Raw genomic sequence first — 17610 nt, 5'->3', positions numbered from 1 at the left:
CGGAGGAAGCGTGCTACCCGCAGTTTTGGCTCGACGACACTTCCTGCTCGGCCTGGCGGTGAGCCCGATCGCGTTGTCACTGTCCTGCTCGAAGCCCCACTCGAACCTCAGCAACGCGGCAGCACGCGACCACGACCTCCGCCCGCTGCCCATCCCGCCACTTGCCGACTCGACTGTCGAACCGAACGGAACGCGGGTGTTCACGCTGCGGGCAGCGGCCGGAACGACGCAGATGCTCGCCGGGACCGACACGCCCACCTGGGGTTATAACGGATCGATCCTCGGACCGACCTTGCGCGCCCGTAACGGGGAGACCGTCGCTGTGCAGTTCGAGAACGCTCTGCCGGTAGAGACCACCGTGCACTGGCATGGCATGCATCTGCCTGCGCGATGTGACGGCGGCCCGCACCAGACCGTCCCATCGGGCGGCCGTTGGAAGCCGACCTGGACCGTGCGTCAGCCCGCGGCCACCCTCTGGTATCACCCGCATCCGCATGGCGAAACCGAGAAGCACATCTACCGCGGCCTGGCCGGCCTGTTCATCGTCGACGATGGCGAGCAGCCCGCAGAATTGCCGCACACCTACGGCGTCGACGATATTCCGCTGATCATTCAGGACCGACGGTTCACCGCATCAGGCGCTCTGGACGAATCCGACTCGACGAAGATCGGTCTGCTCGGGGATACCATTGTCACCAATGGCATTGCGGGAACATATCTTCGGGTGAAATCCGAACGCACCCGCCTGCGGATCCTCAACGGCTCGGGCGGCCGGCTGTACAGCCTGGGCTTCAGCGACAACCGCGAATTCCAGGTCGTCGGCAGCGACGGCGGCCTACTGTCCACGCCCGCAACACTGCGTCGGATTCAGCTGAGCCCAGGTGAACGCGTCGAGATCGTCGTCGGCGTGCAATCTGGGCCACCGATCTCGTTGCAGGCCTTTCCCATCGAGAACGGCGCCGGCCTGCACCCTTCTGAGGCTGCCCGATTCGGCGTCGAGAACACCTTTCAGATTCTCGAGCTGCGCCCCGAGCCGTCGCTGCAATCGAGTGCTCCTCTGCCCGCCACGCTGGCCGATCTGCCGACACCCGACATCTCCAGCACGGCGGTGCAGCGGTCGTTCGACCTGCAGTGGTTCATGATCAACCACAACCGCATGGACATGAATCGCATCGACTTCAGCACCACTGCCGACGCGACCGAGATCTGGACAGTCCGCAATGTCGACAACTGGCCGCACAACTTTCACGTGCACGACGCCCAGTTTCGTATCCTCGACATCGACGGTTCTCCGCCTCCTCCGGAACTCGCCGGCTACAAGGACACGGTGTATGCCCCTCCGGGACAACAGATTCGGCTTGCCATCCGGTTCACCGACTACACCGACCCGACCTACCCCTATATGTACCACTGCCACCTCGCGTTGCACGAGGATCAGGGCATGATGGGCCAGTTCCTGGTGCTCGAGCCCGGCCAGGAACCCGCCCAGATGACGATGGACATGGCCGGTCACGCCATGCGCTGATACCCGTAGACGGCTAGCCGAACCCGGTTCTCTGAACCGGTTTTGGTCATCAGGTTCGCGATGTGTGTCTTCACGGTGGTGACGCCGAGATGCAACTGATCGGCGATCTCCTGGTTGGACAGCCCTTCGACGACCAAGGGCAGCAACTGCAACTCACGCGCAGAAAGCGACACGGGATCTGCGACCACCTGCCCGGCAGCCTGGGCAGTTTGAGATTGGGCGGCCCGGTCGACCACCCGCCGTAACACCTGCGGTGACAATGCGAAGTCTCCGTTTGCCGTCCGACGAATGGCGTCAAGTAGATCCGCCGGGCTGCTGTCCTTGACCAGAAACCCCGCGGCGCCGGCCGCGAGAGCCGGGTATAAATGTTCATCATCGTCGAAGGTCGTCAGCACCAATACTTTTGACTCCGGTCGGGCAGACATCACGAGCCGGGTGGCATCGATACCGCCCAGCCCGGGCATCCGCAGATCCATCAGGATGACATCTGGGGCCAGCTCAGCGGCCGCTCGGACCGCCTGCGCTCCATCTGCGGACTCTCCGACCACGTCGAGGTCGGCGGTGGACGCGCACAGCATCCGCAGACCAGCCCGCACCAATCGTTGATCGTCGACGATCAGCACGCGGATTCCGGTCATCGCCGTACTTCCGCCACCGTGGCTGCGCTTTGCGGTAACCATGCGTCGATCACCCAATCGCATTGACTCTGAACGATATCGAGTCGGCCGCCGATGAGGTCCAGCCGCTCTTGCATCCCGATGATGCCGTGCCCCTTGGTACTCGATGCGACCTCGTGCGCGTTCGCGCTCTCTACACGCACTGTCACCCCGTTGCCCTCTGGACGGATCGTCAGTTCGACCGGAGTTGACGTGAGGGCATGCTTCATCACGTTGGTCAGCGCCTCCTGCGTCACGCGCAAAACGGTGAGCCGCGCCAGCGCGTCCAATCCGACGATATCGCGGGCAATGTGCGCCATCACGGTGAAGCCAGCGGCGCGGGTCCGCTCGACCGCCGCATCGATCTCGGTCCAGACCGCATCGTGCTCAATGAGGGCAACATCTCTCAACGCCGGATCGCGCAGTGCTGTCTGTAGTCGCCGGATGTCGGCAAGCGCATCGGCAGAGGTGCGGTGGACATCGTCGAAAACCTCGGCCACCTGCGGATCCACCCCGTCGAGTACGTGCTCGGCAACACCGATGCGGAGCACGATCGACGCCATGTGGTGCGCAACGAGGTCATGCAACTCCCGCGCCATCGCTGCCCGCTCCTCCGAACGTACCGCAGATTCAGTTGCTGCCCTGCGCAACTCGGCTTCCACAGCGCGGTCGCGGTAGGCGGCAGCCAAGCGTGTCTGCCCCCGAAGATACACACCGAGCAGCACTGGAACGCCGACGCCGGCCACGATGGTCACGGCGTTGACGGCATTCCACAGCGACGTATGCGCGTCGAGCCAATTGCCCACCAGGAGCGCCGCCGACCAGCAGGCCGCCACTGCGCCGATCACATCATCGCGGTCGCTGCGCGCGGCCACATCGGCGACCGCCACCGCGCCCAGGTACGGAACCAGACCCGACAACCCCCACGCCTCGGCGGCGAACAACGGCACCGCCAGGACCGACAGGATGAGCGACGCGACGACCGGCCACCGATGCCCGCACGCGAATACGACCGCCGCGCAACAGGACACCGCCCAGTAAGCGGGCGAGACGTGGAACTCGCCGGGAAAGGTGCTCGCCGCCAACATCACCGGCACCAGCACCAGCGGTGCCATTCGAAGAATCAGGACGGGGCGCACCCACCCACGGTATCGGCAGTTGCTCACCCGAGGATAGGTGACCGGTTGGCTACCATCGATATGTACCTGGGTATTTTCCGCGCTCGCCTCGCCGAGCGTGAAAATGGCGACGCCAACAAGCACTTTTGCGTCGCCATATTCACAGTCGAGCGGCAGGCGCTGACCACTGCGCAGCTCAGTCACCGGCCAATGCACGCAAGGCTTCACCAAGCGCTGCGCGACTGGTGACCCCCAGCTTGGGAAAGATGCGATACAGGTGCGCACCGACCGTGCGCGGTGACAGGTAGAGCTGCGCGGCGATCTGTTTGTTGGACTGACCCGCAGCGGCAAGTTCGGCGATCGTGCGTTCCTGCGCACTGAGCGCGACGGTATCGGCACCCGATCGTTTGACGCCGGCGCCGGCGGCGCGCAATTCGGTTCGGGCGCGCTGCGCCCAAGGGTGTGCGGGCAGGGCGTCGAAGGCGTCCGCCGCCAATGCGAGCACTTCCCGCGCATCGGTGTGGCGACGTTGACGCCGTAACCACATCCCGTAGGCGAGTCGAATTCTGTTCTGCTCGAAGGGAAACTCCGGTGCCGCCGGATTCTGCAAGGCAGACTCATACAGTGCGCCGGCCCGCGCATCATCGGCGGTCAACGCCTGTGCCGCACAGGTGAGCATCCCCATCCGCGGTGAGATGTCGCCGAGGTGCAACGCCACCGCTGCCGCGGCATGCGCGCGCGCCTCCGCAAGGTGGCCGGAGTGGGTGGCCGCCTCGACCAGGTCGAGCACGCTGTCGACCGCCTGCTGCGCGTATGGCGGAAACTGCCCTGGCGGTCCGAGCCGCACCGCAGCCGCGTACGCCGCGTCATAGTCAGCCTCGGCGAGCGCGGTCAGCACCGCGATACGGTGCGCAAAACCAACAAGGAGCCCCAGCCGACGGGGCCCGGCCCACGCGATCACCTCGGCAGCACACCGCCGGGCCGTCGCGATATCGCCTGCGCTGGCGGCGCGTAACCCGTCGTAGGCGACGAACTGGCAGCGGAACAGCTCATTGTGGTGCATCGAAGTCAGCTCGATACCGAGCGCTGCCGACTCCCGCGCCTGTGCCCACCGACCGGAGGCGACCTGGTCCAACACCAGCAGGTGCAGCATGGTCATCGCATTGGTCACCGCGCCGCGGTCACGTTCGCGGTCGAACAACCGGGTGAGAGTGCCGCGGAAGTCACCAAGACCGTCGACGTAGTAGGCGGTGACACCCAAGCGCATCACCTCCCATGGTTCGAGAGTCGCCAACGTGTCCCGGTAGTGGGCAAGTCGACTCCGCACGGTGTGGCCCCGCCGTCCGAGATCACCCCACGCATCGAGGTAGAGCACCGCCATGGCATCGACCCGGCCTTCGACGTGATCGACGACTTCATCGGTCTGCTGCCACAGCTGCGGATCGGCCGCGTACTGGGTGATGGCGAGAAGAAGCTTGACCAACCGCGATGCGATCACGTCATCGACGGTGTCGATGGTGCGACATACCGCAAGGAGGCGCCGATGCGTGCCCACCACGTCGCCGTCGCGGTAGAGCGACAGGTAGGCACCGGTGAGGACCCCTGCCACGGAATCGGTCCCGTCCTGGGCGTCGACCAGCGCTTCGGCGTCGTCGAATCGACTCGACTGTGCCGCAACGAAAGCGGCCTCGGCTCGCAGGGCCGAGCGCCGCGCCGGATCCGTCGAGAGCTCGGCCGCCCGCCGCAGCCAGTCAACGGCGGTGGCCGCACCGCCGCGACGGATCGACAGCCGGGCGGCGTCGTCGAGCAGATCTGCCACCGACTGATCCGGGACAATCGCGGCTTCGCTCAGGTGAGCGGCGCGGCGCACCAGCACGTCACCGTAGAAGCCGGCGAGGTGGGCGTGTGCGGCGCGGCGCTCGGCGGGGCCGGCCTGATGAATCACCGCGGCCCGAACCAGCGGGTGCCGAAAGATGATGTCGCCCAACGGGTCCACCATGAGAAGATCCTGGTCGATGGCCGCCTGCACATCGACCATCACGTAGCGCGACCTGGATTCGGCCGACGAGTTCGCCCGGGCACCGTCGAGGGCGGCCCGCAGGAGCTCGGTGCGCACCCGCTCGTCGAGTTGCCGCAACCGGCCGCCGAATACGGTCACCAGACGGTCGGTCAGCGGCAGCGCCGATGTCCACGCCGCGATCTGATCGGCGTTGCGCGGCAACTCTTCCAGCGCAAGCGGATTACCCGCTGCGGCATCGAGGATCGCGCGGCGGGTCGCTGCGCTCAGCGGCAATGCCATCCGGTCGACCAGCTGCGCTGCGCCGACCTCATCTAACGGACCGAGCGTCAACTCCGCCCAGCCAGCGGTGGAGAACTCGGCACCGGCGTGGGGGCGGTAGGACGCCAGGATGCGCACATTCGGCTCAGCGACACGCCGCCCTGCGACGCTCAGCACCGTTGCACTCAGCTCGTCGAGCCAGTGCACGTCGTCCACGACCAACAGGATCCGCTGACTGCGCGCCGCCGCGGAAAGCACATCCAGCACCGCCAACGCCAGGGTCATCGGCGATGGCGGGAGAACAGGATCGGCACCGAATACCGGGGCCAGCGCGTCCCGGTCGTGCGCGTCGAGCCCTGCCAACTGATCGCGCAGCCCGAACACCATCTGGTTGAGGCCCCCGAGTGTGAACGGTTTCTCGGCCTCGACACCGACGGCGCGCAGCACCCGCCACCCCGACCCAGTCGCCCGCGCAGACAGCTCACTGACCAAGGCAGTCTTGCCCACGCCGGCGTCACCACGAATCGCCACCGCCCCGGAACCCGCCGCGCTGAGAAACAGATCCAGCTCGACCAGCTCATTCTCGCGGCCGACCAGACCGAGTCCCGCTCGCACATCATTGTTCTACTGCACATTGCGTACCTCGGCAGGCAAGACGCAGTCATCGACACCGCAGCCGATGAAGTCATTTGACTGATGTTCGGTCCGCCAACCTGCGGCAAGGTATGAGGCATGGACATGAACCTCACCAACAAGATCGTCGTCGTCACCGGGGCCAGCAAGGGTATCGGTCTGGCGGTAAGCCAGGAATTCGCCGCCGAAGGGGCCTTCGTCATCGCAGGCGCCCGGCGCAACTCCCCCGAATTGCAGGCATTGGAAGCCGCCGGATCGGCGACGTTCATTGCCGTGGACCTGGCCACCTCCGAGGGCCCGCGCACGCTGATGGCCGCAGCCGCCGAGCGCGGCGGCGCCGACATCCTGGTCAACAATGCCGGCGCGGTCGCCACGCGATTTGACGGCATCCTGTCGGTCACCGATGAGGAGTGGGACGCAGCACTATCGCTGAACTTCCTCTCGGCGGTGCGCACCACCCGCGAAGCCATCCCGCAGATGCTGACCCGCGGAGGCGGAGCGGTCGTGATGATCGGCTCGGTCAACGCGACGCTGCCGGAATGGAATCTCGTCGACTACAGCGCCACCAAAGCCGCGCTGGCCAACTACACCAAGAGCCTGTCGAAGGAATTCGGCTCGAAAGGAATCCGCGTCAACACGATCAGCCCGGGCCCAGTCTCAACCGACCTGTGGCTAGCCGAGGACGGGGTGGCCGCGAAGTTCGCCAACGCCAGCGGAGCCAGTCCAGACGATGTGGTGGCTGCGGTGTCCGCCGGTGCACCCACCGGCCGATTCACCACGCCGCAAGAGGTGGCGGACCTTACTGTCTTCCTCGCCAGCAGTCGCTCTGCGAATACCACCGGATCTGACGTCCGCATCGACGGCGGTTACGTCACCACCCTCTGACACTTCGCTCCGCCGGATCATTCACCGCCCGAAGGGAACTAACGTGACCGCCAGCAAAGCGAACCCCGTCATCTTCATCCACGGACTGTGGATCCACTCCAGTGCACGGCAGCCCTGGCTGGAGTTGTTCTCCGAGCACGGCTACGACGGATGAGCACGACGATGAGTGAGATGATTGCTCTACGTGCCCATCGCCGCGGCGGCCCCGAGGAGCTCATCATCGAGCGGGTGCCGGTTCCCGTGCCCGCCGACGGAGAAGTGCTGGTCGCCGTGCACGCGGCGGCCATCACCTTCGATGAGTTGACCTGGCCGGAAACTTGGACCCGCAACGGCCTCGACCGGACGCCGATCATCCCGTCCCATGAAGTTTCCGGCGTCGTGGCCACGGTTGGTCCCGACGTCACGGAACTGTCGGTCGGCGACGAAGTCTACGGATTGATCCAGTTCGATCGCGACGGGGCGGCGGCTGAGTACGTCACCGTGCCCGCCGCCGACCTCGCACCCCGACCGAGGTCGGTCTCGCATATCGTCTCGGCCGCACTACCGCTGGCCGGACTGACCGCCTGGCAGGCGCTCGTCGACCACGCCGAGGTACACGAGGGTGATCGGGTGCTGGTCCACGGCGGCGCGGGCGGAGTCGGTGCGTTGGCCGTCGAACTTGCCAGCGGCCTCGGCGCCGAGGTCACCGCCACGGTGCGCAGCGATGCCCACGACCAGGTCATCGCGCTCGGCGCCGGTGGGGTGATCGACTCCCGGACCGAGGCTTTCGATACTGCCGATCGCGAGTTCGACGTCGTCATCGATACCGTCGGAGGTGAGACGTTGGAACGTTCCTTCGCCGTCCTGAGGCCCGGTGGTCGACTGGTCACGTTGTCTGCCCCTCCCCCGGTCGGCAAAGCCGACGCCTTCGAGGTCGAAGCGGTGTTCTTCATCGTCACGCCCAACACGTCCCAGCTGGCACACCTTGCGTATCTCATCGACAACGACCGACTGCATATCGCCATCGCCGGCACCTTCGCGTTGACCGACGGCAGAGCGGCATTCGAAAGCGGCAGGCTGCCGCACCGGCGGCCCGGTAAGACCGTCCTGATCGTCCGCGACTAGGCAAGGAGCCTTGCGATGTTCGACTTCGAAGAGACAGTCTCGCAACGACACTCGACGCGGCTGTTTCTCCGGGACAAGCCGGTACCCAGGGAGTTGGTGTCTGACGCCCTCCAGCTCGCCATCCAGGCCCCCTCCAATTCGAATATTCAACCGTGGCAAGTGGTGATCGCCTCCGGGCCGGCCCGCGACCGCCTGGTCGAGGCGCTGTTGGAAGAGGCCGACGCCGGACCCCCGCAGGTTCCTCCGCTGCCGGAGGAGTTCGCTCGGTTCCGGCGAGACCTCGGCTCCCTGGTGTACGGATCCATGGGCATTCCCCGGCACGACGCGGAGGCCAGGCGGGTGGCCGTGCGCCGCAACTGGGAGTTCTTCCGGGCCCCGATGGCCTGTGTCGTCTGTATGCACCGCGATCTGGATTTTGTCGACAGCCTTGGCGTCGGGATGTTTCTGCAGACATTCCTGCTCGGGCTGACTGCCCGCGGCCTCGACAGCTGCGTCCAGGTATCGATTGCCGGCTACCCGGATACGGTGCGCGAACAGCTCGGTATCGGCCAGGATATGCGCGTGCTGTGCGGCATCGCAATCGGGTACCCGGACCCCGACTTTCCAGCCAATGACCTTGCAGTCCCGCGCAATCCGCTCGGAGACAACATCCGATACCTAGACAGTTGACGGCGACGTGTCGGTGAGTCCCGCGAGACGTTCCAGGGGTCCCACCGCCGCCGCAATGGCTGCCAGTTCGTCGTCGCTGAGATCAGTCAGCGCCGTGGTCAGCACCGCCAGTCGATCAGACAGTGATTGTTGATGATTTCTCAACCCCAGCGGCGTGACCTCGATCAGGACAGCACGCTGATCCGCTGGGTCAGAAGACCTTTGGACCAGACCCAGCTTTTCCAGTCTGCGTATTGCCACCGTGATGGTGGGGGCGCGCAGCCTTTCATGCGCGGCCAAACTCGCCAGTCGCATCGGGCCCTGGTCGAATAGCGTAAGCAGGATGGACAACTGGGCCATTGTCAAGCCGCCGCCGGTCTTGAGGTAATGCGACTGCCCGCGACGCAGGAACAACGAGAGCTTCACCAAGACCTGGTGCAGTTCCGCGTCCAAGGTCGCGGCTTGGGGTTCGGTCGCAGTCTCCGGTTCGTCGGTCGCAGTCTCAGTCACGCCGCTCATGAGCTAAGAGCTTCCTGCGCTTCCTCTTTGGGAGGAACAGTCGGCCATGGTTCGGGAACCGGGCGCTGCCGGACCCGCTGCGGCCACCAGAACCATTTACCCATCAACGCCGCAATGGACGGCGTCATGAACGACCGGACCACCAGGGTGTCGAACAACAGCCCGAGTCCGATGGTGGTACCCACCTGAGCCATCACCGTCAGCGGACTGACCGCCATCGAGCTCATGGTGAAGGCGAAGACCAGGCCGGCCGCCGTCACGACGGAACCAGTGCCACCCATGGACCGGATGATCCCGGTGTTCAACCCCGCATGGATCTCCTCCTTGAAGCGAGATACCAGTAGCAGGTTGTAGTCAGCTCCCACGGCCAGCAGGATGATCACCGACATCGCCAGCACCATCCAGTGCAGCTCGATCCCGATGATGTGCTGCCAGATCAGCACCGACAGGCCGAACGATGCGCCCAGGGATAACACCACCGTCCCGACGATGACGGCAGCGGCGACAACGGCCCGCGTGATGATCAACATGATGATGAAAATCAAACAGAGCGAGGCGATTCCGGCGATCAACAGGTCGTAGTTCGAGCCTTCCTGCATGTCTTTGAAGGTGGCAGCGGTGCCGCCGAGGAAGATCTTCGATCCTTCCAGCGGCGTGCCCTTGATCGATTCCTTGGCGGCCTGCTTGATGGCGTCGATATGCTTGATGCCCTCGGGCGTCATCGGATCACCGTCATGGCTGATGATGAAGCGGACCGCCTTGCCGTCCGGCGAGATGAACTGTTTGATACCGCGTTTGAAATCGGGGTTGTTGAACGTTTCCGGTGGCAGATAGAACGAATCATCGTTCTTCGACGCGTCGAAAGCCTGGCCCATCGCGGTGGCGTTCTCCGAGCCGGCCGTCTGCTGATCCTGTGAACCCTTCTGCGTGGCATACATCGTCAGCATCATGGTCTTCATGCTTTTCATCGTCGCGATCATCGACGGCATCAGCGCCACCATTTGCGGCATCAGGATGTCGAGCTTTTCCATCTGCGGCATCAACGCCTGGATGTCATCGGTCATGGTGTCGATACCGTCAAGGGTGTCGAACACCGAGCGGATCGAGTAGCAGACCGGGATGTCGAAACAGTGCGGCTCCCAATACAAATAGTTGCGCAGCGGCCGCAGGAAATCGTCGAAGTTGGCGATGTTATCGCGCAGTTGCTGGATATCGACGGTCATGTTCTTCATCTGCGCCACCATGACGTGCATGGTGGCCGCCATCTGCTCGGTGATGCTCTGCATTTTGGTCATCGTGTTGATGGTGGTCTGCATATCGTCGGCCTGTTTGAGCATATTGGCCGTCATGTCCTGGTTGTACTTCTCGTTCATCTTCTGCATCGTGCTTTGCATGCTGATCTGGAACGGAATCGACGTGTGCTCGATCGGGGTGCCCTGCGGTCGTGTAATCGCCTGTACGCGAGAGATTCCCGGCACCCGGAAGATGGCCTTGGCAATCTTGTCGATCACCAGGAAGTCTGCCGAGTTCCGCAGATCGTGATCGGATTCGATCAACAACAGTTCAGGATTCATCCGGGCCGGCGAGAAATGCCGGTCGGCGGCTTGATATCCCAGCTGCGCGGGCAGATCCTTCGGCAAATAGTTCCGGTCGTTGTAATTGGTCCGATAGCCCGGCAGCGTGAGCAGACCGACCAGGGCCAGTGCGATCGTCCCAATGAGGATCGGCGCCGGCCAACGCACCACGGCGGCACCGACCTTGCGCCAGCCCCGCACCCGGATTGCGCGTTTGGGCTCTAACAGCCCGAAGCGACTGGCCACCGTGATGACGGCCGGCCCCAGCGTGAGCGCCGCGAACACCACGATGACCATGCCGATGGCCAACGGGATACCAAGAGTCTGAAAGTACGGCAGGTTGGTGAAGTGCAGGCAGAAGGTGGCGCCGGCGATGGTCAGACCGGAGCCGAGGACGACGTGGGCCGTGCCGTGGAACATCGTGTAATAGGCGGTTTCCTTGTCCTCGCCTGCCCCGCGAGCTTCCTGATACCGGCCGATGAGAAAGATGGCGTAATCCGTCGCCGCGGCAATGGACAGCGTCACCAGAAGGTTGGTCGCGAACGTCGAGAGCCCGATGATGTTGTGGAAGCCCAGGAATGCCACTGTGCCTCTCGCCGCGGCCAATTCGAGCACCACCATGACCAGCACGACCAGGACCGTGACGATCGACCGGTAGACCAGCAGCATCATCACGATGATCACCGTGAACGTCAGCCCGGTGATGATCTTGACGGCCTTGTCGGCGGCGATGTGCTGATCGGCTGAGATCGCTGCGGGACCGGTGACGAAGACCTTCAGCCCCGGTGGCGGCTGGCTGTTTTTGACGATGTCCTGCACAGCGCCGACGGAATCGTTGGCCAGGGCCTCGCCCTGATTGCCGGCCAGATGGACCTGGACGTAGGACGCTTTCCCGTCCGGGCTCTGCGCGCCGGATGCGGTCAGCGTGTCGCCCCAGAAGTCCTGCACGTTCTCGACGTGCTTGGTGTCCGCTTCCAGTTTCGCGACGAGCCCGTCGTAGTAGGCATGGGCCGCATCACCGAGGGGCTGGTCGCCTTCGAGCACGACCATCACCGAGCTCGTGGAGGTGAACTCGTTGAAGACGTGCCCGACCTCCTTCATCGCCACCATCGACGGCGCATCCAACGGACTCAGCGCCACCGAGCGCAGCTGTCCGACCACTTCCAGCTGCGGAACCACGGCGTTGAGAACCGCGATGATGAAGATCCAGACCAGGATGACCGGGACCGCGAGCCGACGGATCCACAGGGCGATCCCGCCGGGTGATTCCCGCCGCCTGTCGTGGTGCTCGACTTTGTCCGCACCCTGCACATCCCTGGTCGGGATGGCATCAGTCCTGGCGTCGTTCTCCGTCGCGCTCATGCGGATTTCACCAAGCAGAAGGTCTGGGCGGTGACACCGGAGGACGCCCGTTCATCCTTGACCTCATCGTCGACAGTGATGCGGCAGGTGATATCGGTGCTGTCACCCTGGGCGACGATATTCGGAAACACCGAGGGATCGGTGGTGCTCAACGTCAATGTGAAAGGCAGGGCTGCACCGTCGATCCGCTGCGGCTGCGCATCGAGATCCAAATAGTTGATATCGGCGTAGCTGCCATTGCCCCAGATCTCGTATTTGACGACCTTGGGGTTGAACGGTTTGGTGTCCTCGGCGGGCTTACTGGACTGACTCGCTGGATCAGGAGCACCGAAAAACGTCTTGATTCTCAAGACGGTGAAAACACCGATGACCACGACCACCAGAATGAGCACCGGAATCCAGGCCCGCTTCAACAGGTTCATCGCCGAGATGCCATTCGCTCATTGACCTTTCGGCGCTCAGTGACCGGGTAGGTCACGATCCGCGGAGCCGCAGGCCGTCAGCGAGCACCAAGAAGTGCACCCGCCAACGCCAGTTTCCCCACAGCTGGACAGCTGTCCAGCTGAGTTAAACTATCTAATTAGCCTGTCTATAGCAAGACGTCGGCAACATTCCAAAGTTGGACGGTAACGGCGTTACCTCACGGGCTATTGCGACGCACCTCGGGACCACGGCCGAGGCACCATGGCGACGCGTGCGTTACAGCGAAACAACGGTGGCGAAAGCGCGGCGAAACAAGACGGTGGCCAGAGCGTCCGCAGCGCCTATTTAGTCCTTGTGCTCGGCGGTGCTCTCGGCGCCCCACGACCCCGGCACCATCGGAACGGTCGGCCCGTTGCCGAAAGAATCCCCGGCCAATGTCGTCAGCCCCGTCGCCGCAGTCGTTGATGTAGTTGCGGCACCGGCGAATCCGAGGGTGCCGGCACCGGTACGTGATGCCGTCACTGTCGCCGGTTCGCCATCGCGAGGCGGGCCAGGAGCCTGCTCATCCAGGGTCATGAACTCGTCGCGGTATCCGCGGTCCTTCGCGGTAGACGTGCGGCGGCGACGAGCCCTGGCCTGCGCCCGACTGGAGGCCACCGCCGCGGCCACTGCCGCCGCGGCAGCCGAATCCGGCGCGACGGCCACCGCAGACGTCCGCAGCGTCGGGGAGAAACCGGGAGGAAAGTCACCGCGTACCGCATAGCCGAGACCTTCAGCACCGGTTGCCGGCAGCGGCGCCGGGCTCGGTGCCGCAGGAGCGGGTGCGGGGGCGGGCGCCGGCGCCGGCGCGGCGACGCCAGGACTGACGGGGGTCGGGGCCATGCCGGCGACCGGCCACACTTTGGCCTGCTCGGCAGGCGGGGCGATCTCCGCGTCGACGGCGGCGGCCGGGGCCTCAGCCATCTGGGCCAGTCCGGCGATGCCGAGGACGAGCGGCAGGGCTATTCCCGCCGCCCCACCGGCAATCGCGGCATAGATCGGCGAGCCCATCAGGGCGAAGGTAGCCGCGTAGGCGAATACGTAGAACAGCGGCAGCCACGTGACCGCCGCCGCGGCCGGGTTCGCTGCGAAGTCCGCGATGATCTGGACAATCGTGCCGATCGGGTCAGTGATCAACCCTTTGAGGGCCTTGTACATGCTGAGGAAGTGCTGGGACCCCGAGAGCCATTCCTCGATCGGATCGGCAGCCGCCAGCGCCGTACCAGCGTCGGCGGCCCGGAGCTGTGCGGTCGTTCCCGTCGCCGTGGCCGACGCTGCACCCGCCTCGCCCACACCGGGGATGAGCACAACCGGCGCCGGGGTGAGCCGCGGCGCGGACGCCAGGGCGAGTGCCGAGATCGCCTGATAGGTACTCATCACGGTGGCCGCCTGGACCCACATCCGGGCGTAATCGGCCTCGTTGACCGCGATGGGGATGGTGTTGATTCCGAAAAAATTCGTGCCGAGCAGCACACCGTGCACGACGTGATTGGCTGCCAGTTCAGCCAGCGTCGGCATCGTCGCCAGCGCCGCCGAGTACGACGCGGCGGCGCTCTCCTGCGCCGCGGCAATGCCGGCGCTGTCGACGCCGGCCTGCGTCAGCCACGTCAGATACGGTGCGTGCGCCGCCGCGTATTGCGTCGCGCTGGGGCCTTCCCACGCACCCTGCGCTGTGCCCAAGATGGCGATGAGTTCGGTTGCTGCACTGGCATATTGGGCACTGAGCGCTTGCCACGCACCGGCCGATGCCAGTAGCGCCCCCGGGCCGGGACCGCTACTGAGCAGGGCCGAGTGCACTTCAGGCGGCGCGGCGAACCAGACCGGCGCGGTCATTGCACGTCACGGTCTACGCGGGGGTTGGTTGTCCCGATGGCCATATCGTGTATCCAGAACGCTGCACCAGCCGTCCCGCGTCTCCTTCGCTAATTCCACCAGCGTTAACTGGACGAAGTTAGCATTGGATAACCTAACTGTCGAGCGGTCGACAGCCCGGCTCAGAAGATTGAGTACACCTTGCGCACCGTCTCGTGGATGTCCCACGTTCCGGTCCAGCCCACGGGAAACACTGCGACGTCGCCGACACCGATCTCGGCGGGCTCTCCCCCATCCGGGGTCACCGTCATCCGGCCGGCCACCAGGTAGATGACCTCGTTGGTCTCCAGGGTCCAATGCGACGGACCTGGCGCGCACTGCCAGATGCCCGCGGAGGACTCGCCATCGACCCAGATCTCGACGCCGTGGGTAGCCATCGGATCACCGGTGGCTTCATCCAGCGGGCCCCAATCTTCGAGTTCGGCATCGACGGCGCCGGCGAGAATCGGGGTGATCACAGCTTGTGTCATTGGAGTTCTTTCTGTTGGTGTTGTTCGTCAGCGGGCTAAAAGGTTCTCAGGCAACGCTTTCCGGGAACGGCAAGGAGATCGGCTCCGGCGCCACCCGGCTACGTCCCTGCGCGTCGAAACGGTCCAGACCCAAATCGGTGAGGTCGAGCCAGTCGCACTGACCGGTGGTGGTCAGATCGGCGGCCACCTCCGATACCGCTGGGCCCCACATCATTCCGTGCCCGGCCGCACTAGCCACCACGGTGCCCGCGACGGGTCCGTCGTCACCCAGCAGCGGGCCGAGGATCGGGAGGTGGTCCGGCGTGTAGTCGATGGTCGCGGCCCAGGTGCGGCGCAGACCGAGGCCGGCGATGGCCGGGTACAGCTCCTCCATCCGGTCCCGGGCCTTCTGGTAGTAGATCCAGTCGAACTCCCCTGCCACGCCCGGCGCCTCATCGGGATTGCTCATCCCCCACAGAAGACCGCCGGATTCCCCTGGCCGCCAGTAGATTCCCGAGACGACGTCGAACACCATCGGTAGGTCATAGACATTCTGGGACGGCACTGGCGCAGTCACCACCACCTGATGGCGGGTGCCTCCGGCATGGATCCGGCCGCCGGCCAAGGCTCCCACCTCGCCGAGCTGCGGACCTCCGGTGAGCACGACGTGGTCGGTGTCGATCGGTCCATCGGAGGTGTCAACGCCGATCACCCGCCCGCCCGAGGTACGCAGACCGGTGAACGCGCACCGTTCCCGCACATCGACGCCGACGGCGGCCAGCGCCGCGGTGTAGGCAAGCACGTTGCGTGGCGCATCGATATAGCCGTCACCGTCGGCATTCGAGGCGCCCATGGTGACGCCGGGCGCCATCCCTGTCACGCGGTTGTCGACATCGGCGGCCGAGAGCCATTCCACGTCCAGCCCGAGAGATTTCTGTAGCGCGATCCGCGCATGCGCCTGGTCGACCTCGAACTGACTAAAGCACGGCATCAGGTATCCCTGGGCCCGGAATCCGCAGTCCAGCGGGAATCGGTCGCCGCTGGCGCGATAAAACTCCTGCGCCCGCATCCCCAGGCGGATCGCGGTCTCGGTGCCGCCCTGCGCGCGGACCATGCCCGCCGCCCGACTGCTGGCACCCTCGCCGAGGGTCTGCGCCTCAAGTAAAACTATTTTCTTCGGGTTGATTCCGGCTTGGGCGAGCAGCACGGCCGTCCACCCACCGACCGTTCCACCACCCACCACGACAACTTCAGCGGTTTGGGAGCTGGTCATACTACGAAACGCTGACATAGACTGAACGCTCAGTCAAGTGGTCTTTGGGACTTCGAGAGGGCGGGTGCAGCCGGATGTACGGTCTGTCGGACGAGGATGTGCGGATCCGCAACACGGCGCGAGAGTTCGCCGAATCGTTGATGCCCTACGAAGTCGACGCCGAGCTGGCAGGCGGGGTGCTGCCCAAAGAGCTGACGGCCGAACATCAGGCCCGCGCCATCGAGCTCGGCCTGTTCGCCACCAATATGCCCGTGTCCGTCGGTGGTCCGGGATGCACAGCGCTGCAACAAGTTCTGGTGCAGGAGCAGGTCGGTAGCGTCACCAACGGACTTGCCTGGGTGGCACATACTCCCCCGCAGTGGTGGGTCGACGTGGCCACCGACTATCAGCGCGAACGCTGGCTGCTACCTGCGGTGCGCGGCGAAAAGCACGAGGCGTATGCGATCACCGAGGAATTCGCGGGTTCGGACGTTTCCGACCTGCGCACCAGCGCTCGCCGAGACGGCGACGACTACGTGGTCAACGGGGTCAAATGGCATGTCACCTCCTACAACCTGGCCGAGTATTGCTTCGTGCAGGCGGTCCTGGAGAACGGTCCGCACGCTGGTGACCACGTGCTGCTGGTCGTTGATCTGCCCTGGCCGGGAGTGGAAGTTGTTCGCACACCGCATTATTCGCACCACATCGCCGACGAGCATCCCATCGTGTCCTTCACCGACGTCCGGATACCGGTCTCGCACCTGGTGGGAGCCGAGGGTGAGGGCATGACGTTTACCCAGGACTGGTTCCGGTTTGAACGTCAGATGGTCGCCGCCCGTTGCGTCGGTGCATCCCAACGACTGGTCGACGAGATGACCGCGTTCGCGCAGACCAGGATCATCGACGGCAAGCCCCTCGGCGACTATCAGCTGATCGCGGGCATGCTGGCCGACAGCGCCACCGAGCTGTTCGCCGCCCGCGCGATGTTGTACGAAGTGGCCCGTGGAATCGACGCGGGTCTCGATCGCAAGACCCTGCACGGTCAGGCCTCGATGGCGAAGCTGTACTGCTCGGAAACGGCCGGGCGGATCGCCGACCGCGCCGTGCAGGTGTTCGGTGGCCGGGGTTATATGCGCGAGAACGTCGCCGAGCGGATGTTCCGTGAATTGCGGGTGGAGCGTATCTGGGAAGGCGCCAGCGAGATTCAGCGGATCATCGTGGCCCGCCAGTTGATGAACCGCGGCCCGCAGGCGCTGCTCGGCACCCGTTAGCC

14 protein-coding genes are annotated in these 17610 nt (G+C 64.8%); 5 read left to right on the top strand and 9 right to left on the bottom strand.

Translation table 11 applies throughout. The features are described from left to right. Positions 1 to 10: 10 nt before the first annotated feature. Positions 11 to 1525, top strand: coding sequence for a multicopper oxidase family protein (locus ADBZ9O_RS12480; protein WP_526531609.1), 1515 nt, complete (start codon positions 11 to 13; stop codon positions 1523 to 1525). Here ADBZ9O_RS12480 and ADBZ9O_RS12475 read toward each other — a convergent pair. From ADBZ9O_RS12475 to ADBZ9O_RS12465, 3 genes are all read right to left on the bottom strand, one after another. Further along, positions 1510 to 2163, bottom strand: coding sequence for a response regulator transcription factor (locus ADBZ9O_RS12475; protein WP_526531607.1), 654 nt, complete (start codon positions 2161 to 2163; stop codon positions 1510 to 1512). The genes ADBZ9O_RS12480 and ADBZ9O_RS12475 overlap by 16 nt on opposite strands. Then, positions 2160 to 3320, bottom strand: coding sequence for a sensor histidine kinase (locus ADBZ9O_RS12470; protein ID WP_526531605.1), 1161 nt, complete (start codon positions 3318 to 3320; stop codon positions 2160 to 2162). The genes ADBZ9O_RS12475 and ADBZ9O_RS12470 overlap by 4 nt, the downstream gene beginning before the upstream one ends. A 175-nt stretch (positions 3321 to 3495) precedes the next feature. Next, complete coding sequence (locus tag ADBZ9O_RS12465) at positions 3496 to 6192, bottom strand: AAA family ATPase (protein ID WP_526531603.1); 2697 nt, start codon at positions 6190 to 6192, stop codon at positions 3496 to 3498. 117 nt (positions 6193 to 6309) lie between these two features. On the opposite strand from ADBZ9O_RS12465, the gene ADBZ9O_RS12460 reads away from it, so the two are divergent. The 3 genes from ADBZ9O_RS12460 to ADBZ9O_RS12450 all read left to right on the top strand — a co-directional run bounded on the left by ADBZ9O_RS12460 (position 6310) and on the right by ADBZ9O_RS12450 (position 8868). Further along, positions 6310 to 7095 carry an SDR family NAD(P)-dependent oxidoreductase gene (locus tag ADBZ9O_RS12460; RefSeq protein WP_526531601.1) on the top strand — a complete coding sequence of 262 codons (786 nt, stop codon included), beginning with the start codon at positions 6310 to 6312 and terminating at the stop codon, positions 7093 to 7095. A 171-nt stretch (positions 7096 to 7266) separates the two neighbouring features. Beyond that, positions 7267 to 8199: an NADP-dependent oxidoreductase gene (locus ADBZ9O_RS12455; RefSeq protein ID WP_526533110.1), complete on the top strand. Its 933-nt coding sequence runs from the start codon at positions 7267 to 7269 to the stop codon at positions 8197 to 8199. A gap of 15 nt (positions 8200 to 8214) precedes the next feature. Then, positions 8215 to 8868, top strand: coding sequence for a nitroreductase (locus tag ADBZ9O_RS12450; RefSeq protein WP_526531599.1), 654 nt, complete (start codon positions 8215 to 8217; stop codon positions 8866 to 8868). Here ADBZ9O_RS12450 and ADBZ9O_RS12445 read toward each other — a convergent pair. The 6 genes from ADBZ9O_RS12445 to ADBZ9O_RS12420 all read right to left on the bottom strand — a co-directional run bounded on the left by ADBZ9O_RS12445 (position 8857) and on the right by ADBZ9O_RS12420 (position 16358). Continuing rightward, positions 8857 to 9357, bottom strand: a complete 501-nt coding sequence (locus tag ADBZ9O_RS12445; protein ID WP_526531597.1) for a MarR family winged helix-turn-helix transcriptional regulator — start codon at positions 9355 to 9357, stop codon at positions 8857 to 8859. The two genes, ADBZ9O_RS12450 and ADBZ9O_RS12445, sit on opposite strands and share 12 nt — an antisense overlap. Positions 9358 to 9362: 5 nt before the next feature. Further along, entirely contained in the window at positions 9363 to 12302 is a 2940-nt protein-coding gene (locus ADBZ9O_RS12440; RefSeq protein ID WP_526531595.1) for an MMPL/RND family transporter, read from the bottom strand. Then, complete coding sequence (locus ADBZ9O_RS12435) at positions 12299 to 12724, bottom strand: MmpS family transport accessory protein (protein ID WP_526531593.1); 426 nt, start codon at positions 12722 to 12724, stop codon at positions 12299 to 12301. Before ADBZ9O_RS12435 ends, ADBZ9O_RS12440 begins: the two co-directional genes overlap by 4 nt. A gap of 346 nt (positions 12725 to 13070) precedes the next feature. Next, positions 13071 to 14597: a PPE family protein gene (locus ADBZ9O_RS12430; RefSeq protein WP_526531591.1), complete on the bottom strand. Its 1527-nt coding sequence runs from the start codon at positions 14595 to 14597 to the stop codon at positions 13071 to 13073. Between the two features lie 161 nt (positions 14598 to 14758). After that, positions 14759 to 15106 (bottom strand): cupin domain-containing protein, encoded by a 348-nt coding sequence (locus tag ADBZ9O_RS12425; RefSeq protein ID WP_526531588.1) that lies wholly within the window; start codon positions 15104 to 15106, stop codon positions 14759 to 14761. Positions 15107 to 15152: 46 nt separating this feature from the next. Next, a complete protein-coding gene (locus ADBZ9O_RS12420) occupies positions 15153 to 16358 on the bottom strand; it encodes an NAD(P)/FAD-dependent oxidoreductase (protein WP_526531586.1) in 1206 nt (401 codons plus the stop codon). Positions 16359 to 16432: 74 nt separating this feature from the next. On the opposite strand from ADBZ9O_RS12420, the gene ADBZ9O_RS12415 reads away from it, so the two are divergent. After that, complete coding sequence (locus ADBZ9O_RS12415; RefSeq protein ID WP_526531584.1) at positions 16433 to 17608, top strand: acyl-CoA dehydrogenase family protein; 1176 nt, start codon at positions 16433 to 16435, stop codon at positions 17606 to 17608. Positions 17609 to 17610 lie beyond the last annotated feature (2 nt).

It is taken from the genome of Mycobacterium sp., assembly GCF_965229105.1.
Lineage (GTDB): Bacteria > Actinomycetota > Actinomycetes > Mycobacteriales > Mycobacteriaceae > Mycobacterium.
This window is presented reverse-complemented; position numbering and strand designations above follow the sequence as displayed.

Bases quoted from the DNA above. Each gene is read 5' to 3' on its own strand.
- ADBZ9O_RS12415 (WP_526531584.1), top strand. From the start codon at position 16,433: ATGTACGGTCTGTCGGACGAGGATGTGCGGATCCGCAACACGGCGCGA.
- ADBZ9O_RS12450 (WP_526531599.1), top strand. From the start codon at position 8,215: ATGTTCGACTTCGAAGAGACAGTCTCGCAACGACACTCGACGCGGCTG.
- ADBZ9O_RS12435 (WP_526531593.1), bottom strand. From the start codon at position 12,724: ATGAACCTGTTGAAGCGGGCCTGGATTCCGGTGCTCATTCTGGTGGTC.
- ADBZ9O_RS12420 (WP_526531586.1), bottom strand. From the start codon at position 16,358: ATGACCAGCTCCCAAACCGCTGAAGTTGTCGTGGTGGGTGGTGGAACG.
- ADBZ9O_RS12475 (WP_526531607.1), bottom strand. From the start codon at position 2,163: ATGACCGGAATCCGCGTGCTGATCGTCGACGATCAACGATTGGTGCGG.
- ADBZ9O_RS12455 (WP_526533110.1), top strand. From the start codon at position 7,267: ATGATTGCTCTACGTGCCCATCGCCGCGGCGGCCCCGAGGAGCTCATC.
- ADBZ9O_RS12460 (WP_526531601.1), top strand. From the start codon at position 6,310: ATGGACATGAACCTCACCAACAAGATCGTCGTCGTCACCGGGGCCAGC.
- ADBZ9O_RS12425 (WP_526531588.1), bottom strand. From the start codon at position 15,106: ATGACACAAGCTGTGATCACCCCGATTCTCGCCGGCGCCGTCGATGCC.
- ADBZ9O_RS12430 (WP_526531591.1), bottom strand. From the start codon at position 14,597: ATGACCGCGCCGGTCTGGTTCGCCGCGCCGCCTGAAGTGCACTCGGCC.
- ADBZ9O_RS12440 (WP_526531595.1), bottom strand. From the start codon at position 12,302: ATGAGCGCGACGGAGAACGACGCCAGGACTGATGCCATCCCGACCAGG.